This window comes from Xanthomonas sp. NCPPB 3582 (genome assembly GCF_041475735.2).
GTDB classification, from domain to species: Bacteria; Pseudomonadota; Gammaproteobacteria; order Xanthomonadales; family Xanthomonadaceae; genus Xanthomonas; species Xanthomonas codiaei.
Genome location: NZ_CM192968.1, coordinates 3725564 through 3742817 on the forward strand (window position 1 = coordinate 3725564; position 17254 = coordinate 3742817).

Annotated in this window: 11 protein-coding genes and 1 other RNA gene; 3 read left to right on the top strand and 9 right to left on the bottom strand. The window is 61.7% G+C overall.

Annotated elements, in window-relative coordinates:
• Positions 1–66: 66 nt before the first annotated feature.
• A non-coding RNA gene (locus ACCQ05_RS15690) (sX9 sRNA) lies at positions 67–142 on the top strand.
• 99 nt (positions 143–241) lie between these two features.
• Here ACCQ05_RS15690 and ACCQ05_RS15695 read toward each other — a convergent pair.
• Positions 242–1945, bottom strand: a complete 1704-nt coding sequence (locus ACCQ05_RS15695; RefSeq protein ID WP_372391402.1) for an FAD-dependent oxidoreductase — start codon at positions 1943–1945, stop codon at positions 242–244.
• Between the two features lie 345 nt (positions 1946–2290).
• On the opposite strand from ACCQ05_RS15695, the gene ACCQ05_RS15700 reads away from it, so the two are divergent.
• Positions 2291–4636 carry a GH92 family glycosyl hydrolase gene (locus tag ACCQ05_RS15700; RefSeq protein WP_372391404.1) on the top strand — a complete coding sequence of 782 codons (2346 nt, stop codon included), beginning with the start codon at positions 2291–2293 and terminating at the stop codon, positions 4634–4636.
• A gap of 637 nt (positions 4637–5273) precedes the next feature.
• Here ACCQ05_RS15700 and ACCQ05_RS15705 read toward each other — a convergent pair.
• Both ACCQ05_RS15705 and ACCQ05_RS15710 read right to left on the bottom strand, forming a co-directional pair.
• On the bottom strand, positions 5274–6158 hold the full coding sequence (locus tag ACCQ05_RS15705; RefSeq protein ID WP_372391406.1) for an NAD(P)H-hydrate dehydratase: 885 nt from the start codon (positions 6156–6158) through the stop codon (positions 5274–5276).
• Position 6159: 1 nt separating this feature from the next.
• On the bottom strand, positions 6160–6939 hold the full coding sequence (locus ACCQ05_RS15710) for a histidine phosphatase family protein (protein WP_372391408.1): 780 nt from the start codon (positions 6937–6939) through the stop codon (positions 6160–6162).
• 181 nt (positions 6940–7120) lie between these two features.
• Here ACCQ05_RS15710 and ACCQ05_RS15715 point away from each other — a divergent pair, with 181 nt between their 5' ends.
• Positions 7121–7750: a TetR/AcrR family transcriptional regulator gene (locus ACCQ05_RS15715; protein WP_372391411.1), complete on the top strand. Its 630-nt coding sequence runs from the start codon at positions 7121–7123 to the stop codon at positions 7748–7750.
• Positions 7751–7755: 5 nt separating this feature from the next.
• Here ACCQ05_RS15715 and ACCQ05_RS15720 read toward each other — a convergent pair whose 3' ends face one another.
• The 6 genes from ACCQ05_RS15720 to ACCQ05_RS15745 form a co-directional block, all read right to left on the bottom strand.
• Entirely contained in the window at positions 7756–8025 is a 270-nt protein-coding gene (locus ACCQ05_RS15720; protein WP_372391413.1) for an XAC0095 family protein, read from the bottom strand.
• A 366-nt stretch (positions 8026–8391) separates the two neighbouring features.
• Positions 8392–9096, bottom strand: coding sequence for a M48 family metallopeptidase (locus ACCQ05_RS15725; RefSeq protein ID WP_372391415.1), 705 nt, complete (start codon positions 9094–9096; stop codon positions 8392–8394).
• Complete coding sequence (locus ACCQ05_RS15730; RefSeq protein ID WP_372391417.1) at positions 9096–12218, bottom strand: type I restriction endonuclease subunit R; 3123 nt, start codon at positions 12216–12218, stop codon at positions 9096–9098. Before ACCQ05_RS15730 ends, ACCQ05_RS15725 begins: the two co-directional genes overlap by 1 nt.
• A gap of 4 nt (positions 12219–12222) precedes the next feature.
• On the bottom strand, positions 12223–13278 hold the full coding sequence (locus ACCQ05_RS15735) for a PDDEXK nuclease domain-containing protein (RefSeq protein ID WP_372391419.1): 1056 nt from the start codon (positions 13276–13278) through the stop codon (positions 12223–12225).
• On the bottom strand, positions 13275–14513 hold the full coding sequence (locus ACCQ05_RS15740) for a restriction endonuclease subunit S (protein WP_372391421.1): 1239 nt from the start codon (positions 14511–14513) through the stop codon (positions 13275–13277). Before ACCQ05_RS15740 ends, ACCQ05_RS15735 begins: the two co-directional genes overlap by 4 nt.
• Entirely contained in the window at positions 14504–17248 is a 2745-nt protein-coding gene (locus ACCQ05_RS15745; RefSeq protein ID WP_372391423.1) for a type I restriction-modification system subunit M, read from the bottom strand. The genes ACCQ05_RS15740 and ACCQ05_RS15745 overlap by 10 nt, the downstream gene beginning before the upstream one ends.
• Between the last annotated feature and the right edge of the window lie 6 nt (positions 17249–17254).

Below are 17254 nucleotides of genomic sequence, written 5' to 3' on the forward strand. Positions count from 1 at the left end.
ATTTAGAGCAGCTAGCAAAACGACTGCGCGGCCGCCAGGCGGGCGCGGTTGGTGTTCTGAATCCTCATGTACCACTCGTACACTCCGGTTCCTCCGCGCCGTCCGCGCCCACCTGACGACCGCTCGTTACGTTTTGTTAGCCGCTCTTAGACGCGGACGCTTGGCTTGACGATTGTCCAATCCCGATTCCCGATTCCCGATTCCCGATTCCCGGCAGGACATCAGCGCGGCATTAAGCGATTCAAGTGCCGGTCGGCTCCTGGGTGGCAAGTTCGGACACCGGCACCGGTTCTGCCTGATGCGCCAGATACTGGTGAATCTGCGCGACCACCGCAGCGCCCTCGCCCACCGCCGCCGCCACGCGCTTGACCGAGCCGGCCCGCACATCGCCGATGGCGAATACACCGGGGCGATTGGTTTCCAGCGGCAGGCAGGCGGGCACGCCATCGCCGCGTGCGCTGCCGGTGATGACGAAGCCGCGCTTGTCGGTCTCAACGCAGTCCTGCAGCCAGCCCGTGTTGGGATCGGCACCGACGAACAGGAACAGGTGCCGCAGCTCCACGCGCGTGGTCGCGCCATCGCTGTGCGTGCGCAGCGTCGCCGCCTGCAGCCCGCGCTCGTGGTCGCCATCCAGTGCGGCCACTTCGGTGCCGGTATGCAGCTGCACGTTTGGCAGCGCGGCAATGCGCTCGATCAGGTACTGCGACATCGACGCTTCCAGGCCGTCGCCACGAATGATCAGATGCAACTGCTTCACCCGCGGCGCCAGGAACGCAACCGCCTGGCCTGCAGAATTGCCGCCACCCACCAGCGCCACCACGCCGCCCTCGCATAGCCGCGCTTCCACCGGCGAGGCCCAGTACGACACGCCATGGCCTTCGAAGCGCTCCAGCCCGTCGATCTGCGGGCGCCGGTAGCGCGCACCCGAGGCGATTACCACGGTGCTGGCCAGCACCTGCTTGCCGTCGGCCAGATCCAGGTGCAGCGCGCCATCGTCGCGCCCGCACTCCAGGGTGGCCGCCTCGATCGGGATCGCCAGCTCGGCGCCGAATTTCAGCGCCTGGTTATAGGCACGGCCCGCCAACGCCTGCCCGGAAATCCCGGTGGGAAAGCCCAGATAGTTTTCGATGCGCGCCGACGCGCCGGCCTGGCCGCCGATGGCGCGCTGGTCCATCACCAGCACCGACAAGCCTTCGGAGGCGGCGTACACCGCCGTGGCCAGGCCCGCAGGCCCGGCACCGACGATGGCCACGTCGTAACGCCTGTCCGGGTCGATGTCGGGTGTCATGCCCAGGCAATGCGCGGCTTCGGCATCGCTGGGCTGGCGCAGCACGCGGCCGCTGGGGCAGACCATCACCGGCAGATCGTGCTCCTGGATACCCAGTCGCTCGACCAGCGCGCGGCCATCGTCGTTGGAGATGTCCACCACCGTGTTGGGGTAGCCGTTGCGGGTGAGAAAGCCCTGCAGCCGCGTCAGATGCCTGTCGTCCGGTGCACCGATCAACACCGAGCCGGAGGCATCGCCCTCGATCAGGCCCACCCGGCGCAGGATCAGCGCACGCATCACCACTTCGCCCACTTCGGCAGAACTGATCATCAATGCGCGCAAGTGTGCGGTGTCGAACGGCAGTGCCAGGCAGCCCTCCGGTCCGGCCCGCCCGGCTGCCAGCGACGCGCGGCCGGCCAGCTGGCTCACCTCGCCGGTGAATTGCCCGGGCGTGTGCCGGGTGATCGGTTTTTCGTTGCCCAGGCCGTCGCGGCGTACCACCTCGATGCTGCCTTCCAGCACCACCCAGACCGGTGCGTGCGCATCGCCGACATCGAACACGGTGTCGCCGGCTGCAAACCGCTGCGCCGGCCCGCTGGCGAAGCGCCGCGTCATCGCCAACAGGCCCGCGTCCAGTTCGGGAAACATCTGATGGTGGCGGGTATCGTCCAGGGGCATGGATCGGCAACGCAGGTGGGGACTGCATGCAAGCATGGACAGGGGTGATGGCAATGGCAATCACCCGACAGAGGCAGCACACACCGCCTTGCGCACGCCGCGCGACGCACGCGGCCACCCGCGCAGGCGCCCTCGCGTCGGTGCGCGCCGACCCAGCGTGACGGCGCAGACGAACGCCACCGGCAGCGTCCGCGGCGCGCACATGACAGATGCCTCCGACGTGATCGCAACGCGCAGGCGCTGCAGAGCGAACGCGACCACTCGCGCGGAATACGCCACTGCAAACTGGCTCGCCGCCGCCGCTGTGCTACGGTCCGGCGCTGCATCCGCACGGAGCCGTCCCGCATGCCGCATCGACCGATCGTTTTCTGCCTGCGCTGGCTCGCAGTGTTTGCCGCCGCTGCCTGTCTCGCAGTTCCCGCCGCTGCACGCACGGCCGGGTCCGCCTTCGACGCGGTGGATCCGTTCATCGGCACCGGCGGCGAAGGCCATACCTATCCCGGTGCCACGGTGCCGTTCGGCATGGTGCAGCTGAGTCCGGATACGCAGATCAAGCCGCGCAAGGAGGCTTATGGCTGGGCCGCCGGTTACCGCCATAGCGACAGCACCATCGTGGGGTTTTCGCATACGCATTTTTCCGGCTCCGGGCATTCGGACCTGGGCGACATCCTGCTGATGCCGCAGACAGGCGAGATCAAGCTGGAACGCGGCGATGCCAGCAAACCGGGCAGCGGCTACACCGCGCAGTTCGACCACGCCAGCGAACAGGCGCAGCCTGGCTACTATGCAGTGACCTTGAAGGACCGCAATATCCGCGCCGAACTCACCGCCAGTGCGCGCGTGGGCGTGCACCGCTACCAGTTCCCCAAGGGCAAGCCGGCGCATGTGTTGGTGGACCTGCGCACCAGCCTGTACGACTACCCCGGCAAGGTGCAGTGGGCGCGGCTGCGCGTGCGCAGCGATGGCACCGTGACCGGTTTTCGCCAGACGCGCGGTTGGGCGCCCGGCCGGCAGCTGTATTTCGCCATGCGCTTCTCGCGCGCGCTCACTGCCACGCAGTTGCACGACACCGAGCAGGACATCCCGTACAAGGGCTTCCCGCCGCCGGGCGAGAAGAACCCCGCGCAGCGCGCGCAGATCGAAGGCCGGCAACTGGTTGGTGTGTTCGATGTCGCCAACGACGGCACGCCGCTGGTGGTCACCGTGGCGCTGTCGCCGGTCAGCGAGGCCGCGGCCATCGCCAACCTGCAGGCCGAAGTGCCCGGCTTCGACTTCGACCGCGTACGCGCCGATGCGCGTGCGCAATGGACGCAGGCGCTATCGGCGATCGACGCGCAGGGTACGCCGCAACAGCGCACCCAGCTCTACACCGCGCTGTATCACAGCCTGCTCGGCCCCACGTTATTCATGGACAGCGACGGCGGCTATCGCGGCCCGGACAATGCCGTGCATCGCGCCGATGGCTGGACCAACTATTCCACCTTCTCGCTGTGGGATACCTACCGCGCCCTGCACCCGTTGCTCACGCTGGTGCAGCCGCCGCAACGCAGCAGCGACATGGTCAATTCATTGCTCGCCGCACGCCGCGACAGCGCCTACGGCATCCTGCCGGTGTGGGCGTTCCATGGCCTGGAAACCTGGTGCATGATCGGCTACCACGCAGTGCCGGTGATCGCCGATGCCTACATGAAAGGCATCGGCGGCTTCGATGCCGACGCGGCCCTGCAGGCGATGGTGGCCAGTGCCAACTACGGCCCCTACGACGGTATCGCGCAGTATCGCGAGCTGGGCTATGTGCCCATCGACGAAGAGGGCGAAGCCGCCTCGAAGACGCTGGAATATGCCTTCGACGATTGGACCATCGCGCGCATGGCCGACAAGCTCGGCAAACCCGAGATCGCTGCCGATTTTTCCAAGCGCGCCGGCAACTGGAAGCACGCCTTCGACCCGTCCACCGGCTACATGCGCGCGCGCACCCGCGCCGGCAATTTCCGCGAACCCTTCGATCCCTCCGCCAGCGGCTACGGCAGCGACTACACCGAAGGCAATGCCTGGCAGTACTCCTGGTATGTGCCGCAGGACGTGGCCGGCCTGGCCACCGCGCACGGTGGCGAAGACAAGCTGCTGGCGCGCCTGGACGCCGTGTTCGATGCCAAGGTGGACCCCAAGGTATTCGAGCACATGGAAGACATCACCGGCCTGATCGGTTGGTACGCGCATGGCAACGAGCCCAGCCACCACGTGGCCTATCTCTACGCCTACGCCGGCCAGCCGTGGCGCACGCAGGCGCGCCTGACCCAGATCATGGACACGCAATACCACGCCGGCCCGGAAGGGCTGGCCGGTAACGACGACCTGGGCCAGATGTCGGCCTGGTACGTGTTCACCACCCTGGGCTTCTATCCGGTGGCGCCGGGCAGCAACCAATACATCATCGGCCGCCCGTTCCTCCCGCGCGCCACGCTCCACCTGCCCAACGGCAAACGCTTCAGCGTCATCGCCGATGGCCTCAGCAACGCACGCGCCTACATCGGCAGTGCCAGCCTCAACGGCAAGCCATTGCATCGCGCTTACCTTACGCACGAAGAAATCCAGGCCGGTGGCGAACTGCGCTTCCGCATGCAGGCCACGCCGAACACGCAGTGGGCCACGGACCCGGCACAGCGGCCGTATTCGATGTCGGTGCAGTAACGCTGCACCGTCAGTAATGGATGCCCATGCGCAACCCGCAGGCATCCAGCTCCCCCACCGCAGGCAAGTTGCTCCATCACCGCAAGCAAGTTGCCGGCGGCGCCCGCGGCGATGCGCTGCGCGCTCCAGATTCCTTCTCCCACCGGGAGAAGGTGGCGCGCAGCGCCGGATGAGGGTACGGGCGCATGCTGACTGTGAGTGCGCTCACAGCGATGCGAGCAAGTACACCAAGCCGTCTCCAACACGATCGAGCGATCGTACCCTCACCCCAACCCCCGCTCCGCGCCCCGGCCCGCGCTTGCGGCGCGGGCGCTCCAAGGCACACGCGCCAATGGCGCGTAAGCCGTGCCTTTTCGCCCCGACGGGAGAGGGGGCTATCTGCCCGCTGCGAACAAACGCGACAACCGATCCACGATTCCCGGCACTTCGCGCGGAGTTCGCTAAACGCTCGCGAGCACGAAAGTAGTTCCGAGGTTCCTTCTCCCATCGGGAGAAGGTGGCGCGCAGCGCCGGATGAGTGTGCGGGCGCACGCGGAGCATGCGTACGCAGCGATGCGATGCGAGTAAACATCAACCGTCTGCAACACGGTCGACCCATCGCACCCTCACCCCAACCCCTCTCCCGACGGGAGAGGGGCTATCTACCCGCTGCGGACACTCGCGATAACCGGTCCACGATTCCCGGCACTTCCAGCGGAATTTCTCGTGCCAGAAATCCCACCGTACCGATCCGCCCGGCCAATCGCTTGCCGGCCGCCGCATGCACAAACACGCCCCATAGCGCGGCAGTCAATGCATCGCTTCCGCGCGCGGCAAATCCCGCAATCAGTCCAGCCAAGGTATCGCCCGAACCGGAGGTGCCCAGGCCTGGCACCCCGCCACGGTGCACCCACAGCGCGCCGTCAGGCCCGGCGATGAAACTGTCGGCGCCTTTGACGATCACCACGCTGCGCATCTTCTTTGCAAAGGCCAACGCGTAGTCGCCAGGCGCCGCCTCCACTGCCGTCTTGTCGTCACCGGCCAACGCCGCCATTTCGCCAGCATGCGGCGTCAGCACGAACGGCCGCCCGGCCGGCGCGCGCAGGTTTTTCGATAAAGCGCCGGCATCCAGCACCAATGTGCACACCGCCTGCGCAATGGCGCGCCTGACCAGCGCCGCTGTAGTGCTAGTGGAGGACATCCCCGGGCCGATCACCGCTGCGTCGCACACAGCCATCGCCGCATCCAGCGCACGGTGCCCGCGCACGATCTCGCCTTGCCCGTTCTGCCCCAACCCCAGCACCAAGGCTTCCGGCACCGCCAAGGCCATGCCCGGCGCCACGCTTGCCGCCGTGGCGATCTGCAACTTGCCCGCACCCGCACGCAGCGCGGCTTCGCCCGCCAACAGCGCCGCACCAGGCACCCGCATCGACCCGCCCACGATCAGCACCCGCCCACGCTGCTCCTTGTCCCCACCGGGCGATGGCAACGGCATCGTGCGCAATGCGGCAGCCGTCAAGGTGCGTAGCCGCGGGGCGCTCATCTCAGCGCGCCCCGGCCGGGCGATCGGACTCGGTGGTCACCGGCTCATCGGCCAGTTCCGGCGGCACGAACTTGGTGCGGATCAGCTCCAGCGATTGCCCATCGGCAGCGGCCGCATACTCTGTGACGCCGCAATTGGGCACATCGCCTTCGCGATCGATGGCCAGGATGGTGGCCTCGTCCATCCGCTCGATCAGATAGCGGAAGCAATTGACGATCACCTGGTGCCCCACGATCAGCACCCGTGCCCCCACATGGTTGCGCTGCAGATCGCCCACGATGCTGCGCAGGCGAAAGATCACATCGCACCAGCTCTCGCCACCAGGCGGGCGGAAATAGAACTTACCTACCAGATTGCGTTGCTCGAACAAGGCCGGAAAGGCCTCGCGGATGCCCGAGGTGGTGTAGCGATCGAGCACGCCAAATTCCTTCTCACGCAAGCGTTCATCCACACTGACCGCATCGGCTGGCTGACCCAACGCTCGCGCAACCGCCGCTGCTGTCTGCCGCGCACGCACGTACGTTGAACTCAGAATCAGGGTTGGCCGCTCCTGTGCCGGCAACCCGGCAATCCATGCGCCCAGCGCATCCGCCTGGCGCTCGCCTAGCGGCGACAATGGAATATCCGCATCGCGATGCTCCAGCTCGATCAACGCCGCCCCATTGGACTCAGCCACATCGCGCGCCACGTTGCCCGCACTTTGTCCATGCCGCACCACCCATAAGCGCGCCGGCCATTGCGCCGACACGCCTGCAACTGCACTGTTCTCACTCACATGCATCTCCTGCAACCAGACCTCACGTGTCGCACAGCCGCCGTGAAAAATCGGTTGATCCATGCCCGCAGTACACAGTGCAGGTCGCCTTGCAAGCCCCCATGACTGATGGCACAGATGCAAGCGAACGCAACGGATGGGCAACGCTGCGCCGGTATACTGCAGCCCCCCGCCGATCTGCTGCCCCATGTCCAACGTTCTGCTGCTACGCACGGCGAAAGAGCGCGAAGAACTGCTGCTGGAAGATGTCCTGGACGCCACCGAACAGTGCATCGACGAAGTGGGCCTGGGCGCCACCAGCTTCGAACTGATCGCCGAACGCGCCAGGGTCAGTTGCGGCAGCCTGCTGCAACGTTTCGAAGACAAGGACGCGCTGGTACGTGCACTGCTGGAGCGCAACTACATGCGCGCTATCCGCCAGATGTGGCTGGTGGAGCGCCCGGCCAACGTGCACGTAGTGGATTTCATCGCCGGCCTGCTCGAAGAGTGGCTGTTGCAGGAAACCAGCATCAAGCGCACCCGCATCGACCTGGAACTGCACCTGGCCACCCTCCGCGACCCGGTGCTGGCCGCCTTCATGCGCAGGCAGAGCGCATCACTGATCGAACACCTCAGCGCCCTGCTCAAGCGCCTGCTCCGCGGCCACGCCGACCCGGCCAGCAGCGAACACGAATTCCAGGCCCGCGTCTTCGCCGTCGCCGCCATGTGCGGCGGCCTGCACAGCGTGATGACCAGCGGCATGGAGCTCAACCGCATGCATCTGCAGCTGATCCTGCGGGAGAGTCTGTCGGGCATTTTGAAGTCTGCGCCGGTGTAGGAGCGCTACTTCTCTCCGACTGATTCTTCCAGACTCGCCGGCCACTGAACTTGCTTCAGCGCATGGGTCATCTGATCGGCAAGCAGCTCCAGACAAAACGCCAGCTCGTCCATGCAGATGGCTGGCTGCCTCGCCTGCTCTTCGGCCTGCGTGCGCGGCTGCGCCAGACGCGCCAGAAAGCGCATATGGTCGCGCAGCTGCTGCAAGCGGTACTGCGCGCCTTCTGGCAGGTAGTAGCCCGGGTGTGACTGCGCATCACGTACAACGTCCGACATGGCCTGCTCCTCATTCCATGGAATCAGCCCGCCCGCCGCTAGGCGACGGACGGGAAGTCGGGAGGCTCGAAACCGCGTACAGCCGGCGGGCGTATTTCCCTTGCGGGTGTTGTATTAGCCGCCCTCCCGACGCAGGCATCGCGTCGGTTGCGCCCCTAAACAAGCAGGCACAAAAAACCCACCGGTTTGTCGGAGGTGGGTACCGCTGTACGGGGAGTTTCGAGGCTCCGTAGGCTGAGCATGCTACTCATCAAATCCAGCGTCAACCCCAAGGCACGCGTTGGAGCGGAGAGCCTGCACCCTTCTAGACTTGAGCTAGCAGCCGCCCTCGAATCGTCGCAGTGCGAGCAGGGCGATACCTGTCGGCTATGTCGCCAGGGGCAAGGCGTTGAGCTCAGCTCTTGCGTCTCGCCATCCAGCGTAGTGCTTGTCCAGCAAGGCAATGAAGCGTGCATTGTGCGTTGGCTCAAGCAGATGAATCATCTCATGCACAATCACGTATTCGAGCAAGTCACGCGGCTTCTTGACCAGCTCGGTATTGAGCCGGATGTGGGCGCGCAGGTGATTGCAGCTCCCCCACTTGGTTTTCATGCGCTGAAGGAAATAGCCATCCACCTTTACGCCGATACGGCCTTCCCAGTGCGCGATCAACGGCTGGATCGCTTCATGCAACAAAGACCGCTGCCAACGTTGATAGATGGCCTCGCGCCTGCCTGCATCGGTGCCGGGACGCACACTCAGGGTGATGCGCCGGTGGTCCATCTTGACGGCGGGCGGAGTATCGCGCTCCACCACAGCAAGCAGATAGCGCCGCCCCCAGATGTAATGACTCTCGCGGGTGACAAACGCCCTGGGTGTTTCACGTACCTGCGCCAGCAATTGCATCTGCTGTTGGCGAATCCAACGCAACTTTGAAATCACATAAGCGCGCGCCACTTCAAGCCGTGTGCCAGTCGGCGCCACCAGTGTCACCTCGCCTTGCGGCGGGTGAACAGACAGATGAACATTCTTCACGGCCTTGAAGGTGACCGCAATGTCCAACTCGCCCAAGCGAATGTGCGTCTGTTTCATTAGTAGACCGACTGACTCTTCAGCAGCTCGAACAGCTTGAGTGTGGCCTCGCGATTGCGCCCCGTCAGCGGATACAGGACATTTTGCACAATGCGTTCCTTAGCCTCATCTCCTCGCCATCCTGCCGGAGCCTCGTCACGCATCAGGCGATCGATGTTGAGTGCCAGGAAGGCCAGCCGGTTGCCGTAATTCACTTCCGACTCCTGGACAGCGCAATGTCCAGCTTGAGCATCATCAGAAATGATGTCCGGCAGATTGCGATAAATCACCAGCGCGCCGGTATTGCCACGCAGCATGGTGGGTTCATCACTATCGTGCTGTCTCTCATGCCAGGTCATCACCAACGCCTCTGCCTTCCTCAGAAATGCCTCGTAGGCTTCGGTGCTCTCGCGGCTTTGTTGGATCAAATCGTCGAGCAGCTTGGACATCTGCTCGTAAAACCGTGGATCAGTCAGGCGGTCGCGGATAATGGTCTTGCGGACATTGTTGATGATGGTTTCCGCAATGGCATTCTTTGACAGCTTACCCTTCTCGTTTAGCTTTTTGGCAATGGCGTCGTGGACACCGGTTTCGATGATCAGCTCAGTCAGCGAGAGCTCGGCCAACTGCCCCAATACTTGCGCCGGTTCGGCATGGACATAGGTGTTGATGAGATGTCGCATATCAGCCTCAAAGGGTTTGATATCCAGCTCCTCACAACTGCAATGCTTGATGGCAGACCTAACCTCGGCATAGAACTCGGTTTCTCGCCGCAAGGTGTCGGCCTCGCTATTGGGATAACCCGCCTCGGCCAAATCCTGGGCAATTTCGGCAAAGGCGCGCAGATAGGTCGCTACAGCTTTGTAGAAGGCAATACGTAGCGCCTCACTCTCCAGTAGCGCCTCCGGATCACCCGCATGGCCGCAAAAGTAGTGGATGAACTGTTCCACTTCGCGAGGGTGCTCGACCGGCTCGCACAGGTAGTGCAACGCCTCGCGCGCCTCATCCAACTGTTTACGACCTTCGCCCAGCCAATTCTTTAGCTGTATGTTGTTGTCGCCACCGTTACCGGCGTCGATATCCAATGCGTCGGAGCTGTACACCGCAATCGCCTCCTGCACATCGTCAAACAGCTTTTTGTAATCGACGATGTAGCCATAGCCCTTGTCCTCGCCGTCGAGACGGTTGGTGCGACAAATGGCCTGAAACAGGTTGTGGTCATGCAGTTCGTTGTCCAGGTAGATGTAAGTGCAACTGGGCGCATCGAACCCTGTCAACAGCTTGCTGACCACAATCAGCAGCTTCATGCTGGCCGGCTCTTCAATAAAGCGGCGCTTGGTTTCGTCTTCGTACTGCTTGGTTGTTTGGCCGGTGCGCAGCACATGCTGCTTATAGGTGTCGTACTTGTAGCGCTCATCGCTGCCCGATGACGCCTTCGAAATCGCCGCCGGGTTGGGCTCAAACGATGTGATGACACCCACATGCGGGCTAAAATGTGTGTTCTGGAAAAGCCGAAAATAATGGCATGCGTCGTAGATCGACGCAGCCACCAGAATCGCCGTACCACGATCGTTATCCAGGCGGGGCTTGAGGCTGAAATCCTCGATAATGTTGGCAACGATGCGGTCCTTGCGCTCTTTACCGCTCATCAACTCTTCCATCGTTGCCCAGCGCTTGCGCAGGATGGATTTCTGAAAGTTGTTCAACCCTCGCGTTTTCTTTTCGAACCAGGCATCGATGGCCGCACGCGAGGTCAACCGCTGCGGCACGTCGCGGGCCTCGTACTTCAAGTCCAACACCACCTTGTCTGCCACTGCCTGGTGAAACTTGTAGGTGTGGATGTAGGTCCCGAACACATCGCGGGTGGTTTGCCTATCCTTGCGCAGTAGCGGCGTGCCAGTAAAGCCAATGAAAATCGCATCGTCTAGCCAGCGCTTCATCTGCTTGTTCATGTTGCCACCCTGAGTACGGTGGCATTCGTCAACAAACACGTAGAACCGCCCATGGATCGGTGGTGGCTCGCCCTTGAGGTCCGCAGCATCAAACTTGTGGATCAGCGCGCACAGCAAGCGGGGAGCGGCCGCACTCAGTTTTCGCACGAAGTCCGCTCGGGAGGTGATGCGCGGCGCAGCGGATTCCGCACCAATCACACCGGCATTGCGCATGACACCTTCGATCTGCTTGTCCAGTTCGTCGCGGTCAGTGACCACCAGCACGCGCGCCTGCGGGTCGTGCTCCAGCAGCCACTTGGCCAGCAGCACCATCAAGATGCTTTTGCCACTGCCCTGGGTGTGCCAGATCACACCACCCTCGCGTTGGGCAATGCGCGCCTGGGCCGCCTTGATGCCCTGGTACTGGTGCTGCCTGGGCACCTTCTTGAAGCCTGCGTCGAAGATCACGAAGTTGCGGATCAAGTCCAGCAACTGCACCTTGCTACACATCTGTGCCAGTGGACGATCCAATAAGGCGCCTGCCGCTACTGCAGCCAATGGTTGTTCGTCTTTCCACTGCACGAAGAACTGTTCAGGGGTGCCGGTGGTGCCATAGCGCAGCCCCTGCGCGTCGCTTCCGGCCAGCAACACCTGCACCGTACTGAAGAAACCTTGGTTGAACGCCTCCTCCTGATTGCTGCGCAGCTGGCGAATGCCGTCGCCCAGATCCACCGAGCTGCGCTTGAGCTCAATCACCGCCACCGCCAGGCCATTGATGTACAGCACGATGTCCGGCCGGCGTGTGCTCCCGCCTCTCAGCGTCACTTCTTCGGCAAGGGCAAACTGATTCCGATGCGGCTGCACCCAGTCGATCAGCTGTACCGTCTCGTGCGATTTGCCGGCCGCAGTCTGCACCGGCACGCCATAGCGCAGCAATTGGTAGGTGCGTAGGTTAGCCTGATAGGGCGTGATGCCGGTGACATCCACCGCAACTTCCAGCTTCTGCAGCGCGGCGCTGATATGGGCAGGCGCGTAACCGCGCGCTGCCAGATTGACACGTAGCAGATCGACTTCAATGGCCCGATTATTCTCACGCTTGCTCCAATTGCCAAGGTGCTCGTACCCCAAGCCGCCCTTGTCTACGGGGTCAGCGAACAGGCGCGCTACGCGGTTTTGTGAGTTGCGCTCGGAGCGCGGCATGCTTTGGGTCATTGCATCATTCCTTGGTGCGTTCATTGACAGCGCTGGCCAGCTCCCGCTCGATCTGCTCGATGCTCGGCAGGCTGGTTTGCAGCTCTTGCGGCAGAGATTCCACTAGCTTGTATTCGGCAATGCCCATCGGCTGCGACTTGTCGCCCAGCGCGTATTCGGCCACCACCTTGTTCTTGCTCTTGCACAGCAGCAGGCCGATGCTTGGGTTGTCTTGCACGTGCTTCAGCTGCCGATCCACCGCCGTCAGATAAAAGCCCAGTTGCCCCAGGTGCTCGGGCTTGAACTTGCCTGCCTTGAGTTCGATTACTACGTAGCAGCGCAGTTTGAGGTGATAGAACAGCAGGTCGATGAAGAACTCCTCGCCGCCCACGTCCAGCAACACCTGCCGCCCCACAAAGGCAAAGCCCGCGCCCAGTTCCAGCAGGAAATCGGTCACATGCTGCACCAGCGCGCCCTCGATCTCGCGTTCCTGCGCTTGCTCGCCAAGGCCGAGGAAATCGAAGCGGTACGGATCTTTCAACGACTCCATGGCCAAGTCGGACTGCGGGGCGGGCAAGGTGGCCGGAAAGTTCGTCACGGCCGAACCGCTACGCTCCAACAGCCCGGACTCGATCTGCAGCACCAACACGTTGCGCGACCAATTGTGCTCGATGGCCTTGGCGGCATACCAGCGGCGGGTTTCAGGGCCGGGCAACTTGTCCAGCAAGGCCAGCTGGTGATACCAGGGCAATTGTGCAAGCACCGCTTGCACAAATGATTCGTCCGGCCAGGCCTCGGCAAAGGCCCGCATGTATTTGAGGTTGCGTGGCGAAAAACCATTCATCTCCGGGAAGGCAGCACGCAGGTCATGCGCCAGACGCTCGATCACCTTGGCGCCCCAACCCTGCTCGGCCTGCCGCGCCAGAATGTCGCGGCCGATCTGCCAGTACAGCCCCACCAGCTCCCGATTGACCGCCAGCGCCGCACGTTGCTGTGCGCCGTGGATGCGTCCCTTGAGCTCTACCAGCCAGTCGGCATAGCCCTGCGGGGTGGCGGCGAGGGAAGCTGGCTTGTCGCTCATATCAACCTCGTCTTCCCCGTCAACAGTTCCTGCATCATCGCCTGCTTGAGCACGCGGGTCTTGGCGCGACGGATTTCGAGCGCGATGATCTCGGCATTCATGTCAGTGAGGACGGTAGCGATGGCAGTTTGTTCATTTTTCTTTGGAAAAGATATCTCTAGGCGCTTCAACTCGTTAACTGAAATACCCTTAACTGTGCTTCCGCTACCAATATCGTCTATGCGCTCACCATAGCAAGAAAACCAGTGGAATAAGAAATCAACAGTCACGTCCGAATTCAAGAACAAAGCCTTCATGTCTTGATTGATTGCCACATCAACTTGATAGACCACTGCTTTACCAAGCGTCATACGAACTGAAGTTATCAGCGTTCCAGTCGGAATCAAATTTGATGCACTATTACATAAACCCAACCTTGTTATTCCCTCTTGCGCCTGAAACGGATTGAAGGTTGCAAAATCCTTCACGGTCACCCAGGGAATTTCATTCCCCCAATATGCGGGATTTGCCCGACTTGGTGTCCCACCCCCAACAAAATGGTCAACCACATCGCCAAGCGTCTTCACCTCCCATTCTCCGCTGAACCCCGGCAGGCGAATGTGGCCGGCAAGGATTTTCTGCATGGCGGACTGTTTGATGGCGCGCTTTTTGGCGATCAGGCGATCCAATCCGTCCAGCAGCGCATCCATATCACTCAGGACAGAAGCGATAGCGCGCTGATCTTCATACGGAGGTATAGGCGCTAAAACTTTACCCAAGCTCTGCTGTCCGATGTTTGCACGAACTGCACCTTGCCCCATCGGAACAATCTGAGAGCGAATAAATGGCGCGCGAAAAGCATAGCCAGAGTACAGAGGATCAAGAGCCTGAAAAATTGGTCGCCCACGAATAACAAAGCCACCAAACACAACAACCTCGGAATCAAGATAAGTCGCCGCCAAACCAATTTCAGATTCCGTCTCTGATGTACGATTAAAAATTACGTCACCCTTCTTGACGGCGTAATGATTAATAATGCGCTCCGGAAGAGACACCCTCCCAGGAATATCTTGGCCATGTAGGTGCGAATATGTAATAGGCTCCAGAACATTTATGAACCGAACACCCTCACCATATGCATTCTTATCGGCGTTAACTCCATTTCTAAATTCGAATAATTCGTCAAATGACTTAATCTCCCAATCCTCCGGAATCACTCCCACGTCCGTCAGCTTGTAACCCGGTTTCACTTCCATACCGCCCCCATCTTTTTCAGATGTGCTTCCACCTTGGCGCTAATGGTGGCCACGTCATCTTCCAGCGTGGGCAGCGGGGTCTCGTAGCGCTCGGCCAGTTCGCGGATGCGCTGGGCGAGGGTTTGCGAGATGCTTTCCAACTCTTGTTGCACCTTGGCTTGGAGGTGGGCCAGCCATTTGTCTTGCACCACCAGCGTTTTCACCTCAGCTTCGCCCAGGCTGGCGTACCGCTCGTAGGCTTGCTGGTCGAGTTCCCCTTCAAGCGCTTTGACGGTCTTTTTCAGCGCTGCTTCGCGGGCGCTGAGCTGCTGCCACTGCTGGAGCACGGCGCGTTCGTCAGCGCTGTCGGCGTCGTCGCCAATCTCGGCGATACGGTCTTTCACCTGCACGGCGTTGATTTTGTCGAAGCCTGCGAAGGCACCATCTTCGCCACTGTGTTCTTCCTGCAACTCGGCAAGCTGACTAGCAACGCTATCAAGCTCGGCTTGTTTGGCCTCCAGCTCGGCCTGCTCGGTGGCGAAGTAGCGGGCAACGATATAGGACTTCGGCAGCAGATCGCAGATCCAGCCCTTGTCCTTGGATTTGCCTTTCTTGTCGATTTCGACGATGCGCCGGGGCAGCGCCACCCAGCCGTCGGCAGCAATCAGGTAGGCGTCGTCCTGCATCACTTCCGCCCAGTAGTCCATCAGATGCTGGTAGATGTCATAAGGGTCAAGCAGGGGCGCAGCGTGGAAGGTTGCAAGCAGGGTTTCGGCCGCCTGCGTAATCAGCACCTTGGGTTTGTCGCCGGGCTGGATACCGGTGAGTAAGGGGGTGACAGCTTGTTGCCATTTTTCGAACAGGGTTTCGACCTTGCTGCGGAATCGCTGGAATTGCGGGTGGGCCAGGATGACGGGGCGCACTTCGGCTATCGGCTGGCGCAGCCGCGCATAGCCAGGGCGCTCGGCCTCGAACAGCGCCTGGCGCAGGGCTGGCATTTCCTCCCAGTCAGCGGCGAATGCGCCGATATCGCACTCGGGGATGCCGCCGTTGAGGTGCGCATCGATGTCGTGCAGGTCTTCCGGCTCGCTGCTGTCGATGTAGCGCGGCAAATTGAGGTTGTAGCTGTTCTTGTCGCTGGCGATTTCATCCAGCGGCACCATACGGGCATAGCGCGGCACATCCACGCCACGGCGGAAGGCATCGACGATGCGATGGATATCCTGCTCGCGCAGGCGGTTCTTGGGGCCGTCCTTGATGAAGCCTTTGCTGGCGTCGATCATGAAGATGCCCTTGCGAGCGCTGGCATTTTCCTTGTCCAGCACCAGGATGCAGGCGGGGATGCCGGTGCCGTAGAACAGATTGGCCGGCAGGCCGATGATGCCCTTGAGCATGCCGGAGCGCACAAGGTTTTTGCGAATGACGCCTTCCGCGTTGCCACGGAACAGCACACCGTGCGGCAGGATGATGGCACCCTTGCCGGTAGTTGCCTTCATGCTACGCATGACGTGCAGCAAATAGGCGTAGTCGCCCTGCTTGTCCGGCGGTGCGCCCCAGGCAAAACGTTGATAAGGATCGTTGGCGGGTGTCAGCCCGGTGGACCACTTCTTGTCCGAGAAAGGCGGATTGGCGACCACATAGTCGTAGCTACGCAGTTGCTCCCCATCCTTGAACCTGGGATTGGACAGCGTGTCCCCGCCAAGGATGGTGGCACTGGGGAAGTGGTGCAGGATCATATTCATCCGCGCCAGGCCGGCAGTGGTCACGTCCTTTTCCTGCCCTTCCAGCGTGATCTGCCGGCCGGCCTCGGCTGCCACTTTCAGCAATAGTGAGCCTGAGCCGCAGGTTGGATCGTAGGCGGTCGTAGATCCGCGGCTATTGGCATGCGAGATGCCGATCACCTGGGCGATGATGCTACTGACTTCGGAGGGGGTGTAGAACTGGCCCTTGCTCTTGCCGGAGTCCTGCGCAAAGTGGCGCATCAGGTACTCGTACGCATCGCCGAGCAGGTCGTCGTTGTCGGCCCGGTTGTTGGCGAAGTTTAGCTCGGGCTTTTCGAAGATGGCGATCAGGTTGCCCAACCGCTCGACCATGGCCGGGCCTTCGCCGAGCTTGTTGGGGTCGTTGAAGTCGGGGAAGTCGCTGCGCGCCAGCTTGGTGTTGGCGTCGATCAGCTTTTGAATGACTTGCGTGTTGATCCTGTCACCGATATCGGCCTTGCCCTTGAGCGCCACCATGTCCTTGAACGAGGCGCCAGGCGGGATGACGACAGGCGGGGCGAATTCGTCACTGTTACCGTACTTGTCGCTGATGTACTTGATGAACAGCATAAACAGTACATAGTCCTTGTACTGGCTTGCGTCCATGCCACCGCGCAGCTCATCGCAGGAGGCCCAGATGGAGCTATATAAGTCCGACTTTTTGACTACCCCGCTGCGCCTCACCGACGGTGCTGTGTCTGTCTCGATATGCGTCTTGGCTGCCTTTGCTTTAAGAACTTCCACTACTTTTTCTGCCTGTTTTGCACCAGAATCTCCGGCTCTGTTTTGCACCACAGCCGTCTCAGCAAGCGCGACGGAACCGCCGCGCCCTCGGCCAGACACGATGTCGCCTTGCTCGATCAACAGGTGTTTGATGCGTAGATACGTACTTTCCTGCCAGCCAAGTTCCTCTCGCAGCTTGCTGTTGCCAGCAGAGCCGCCGAGAGACTGCAACATGGCGAGAAAACGTTCGGTATTTTGCTCGGTGGATGTCACTGCGTC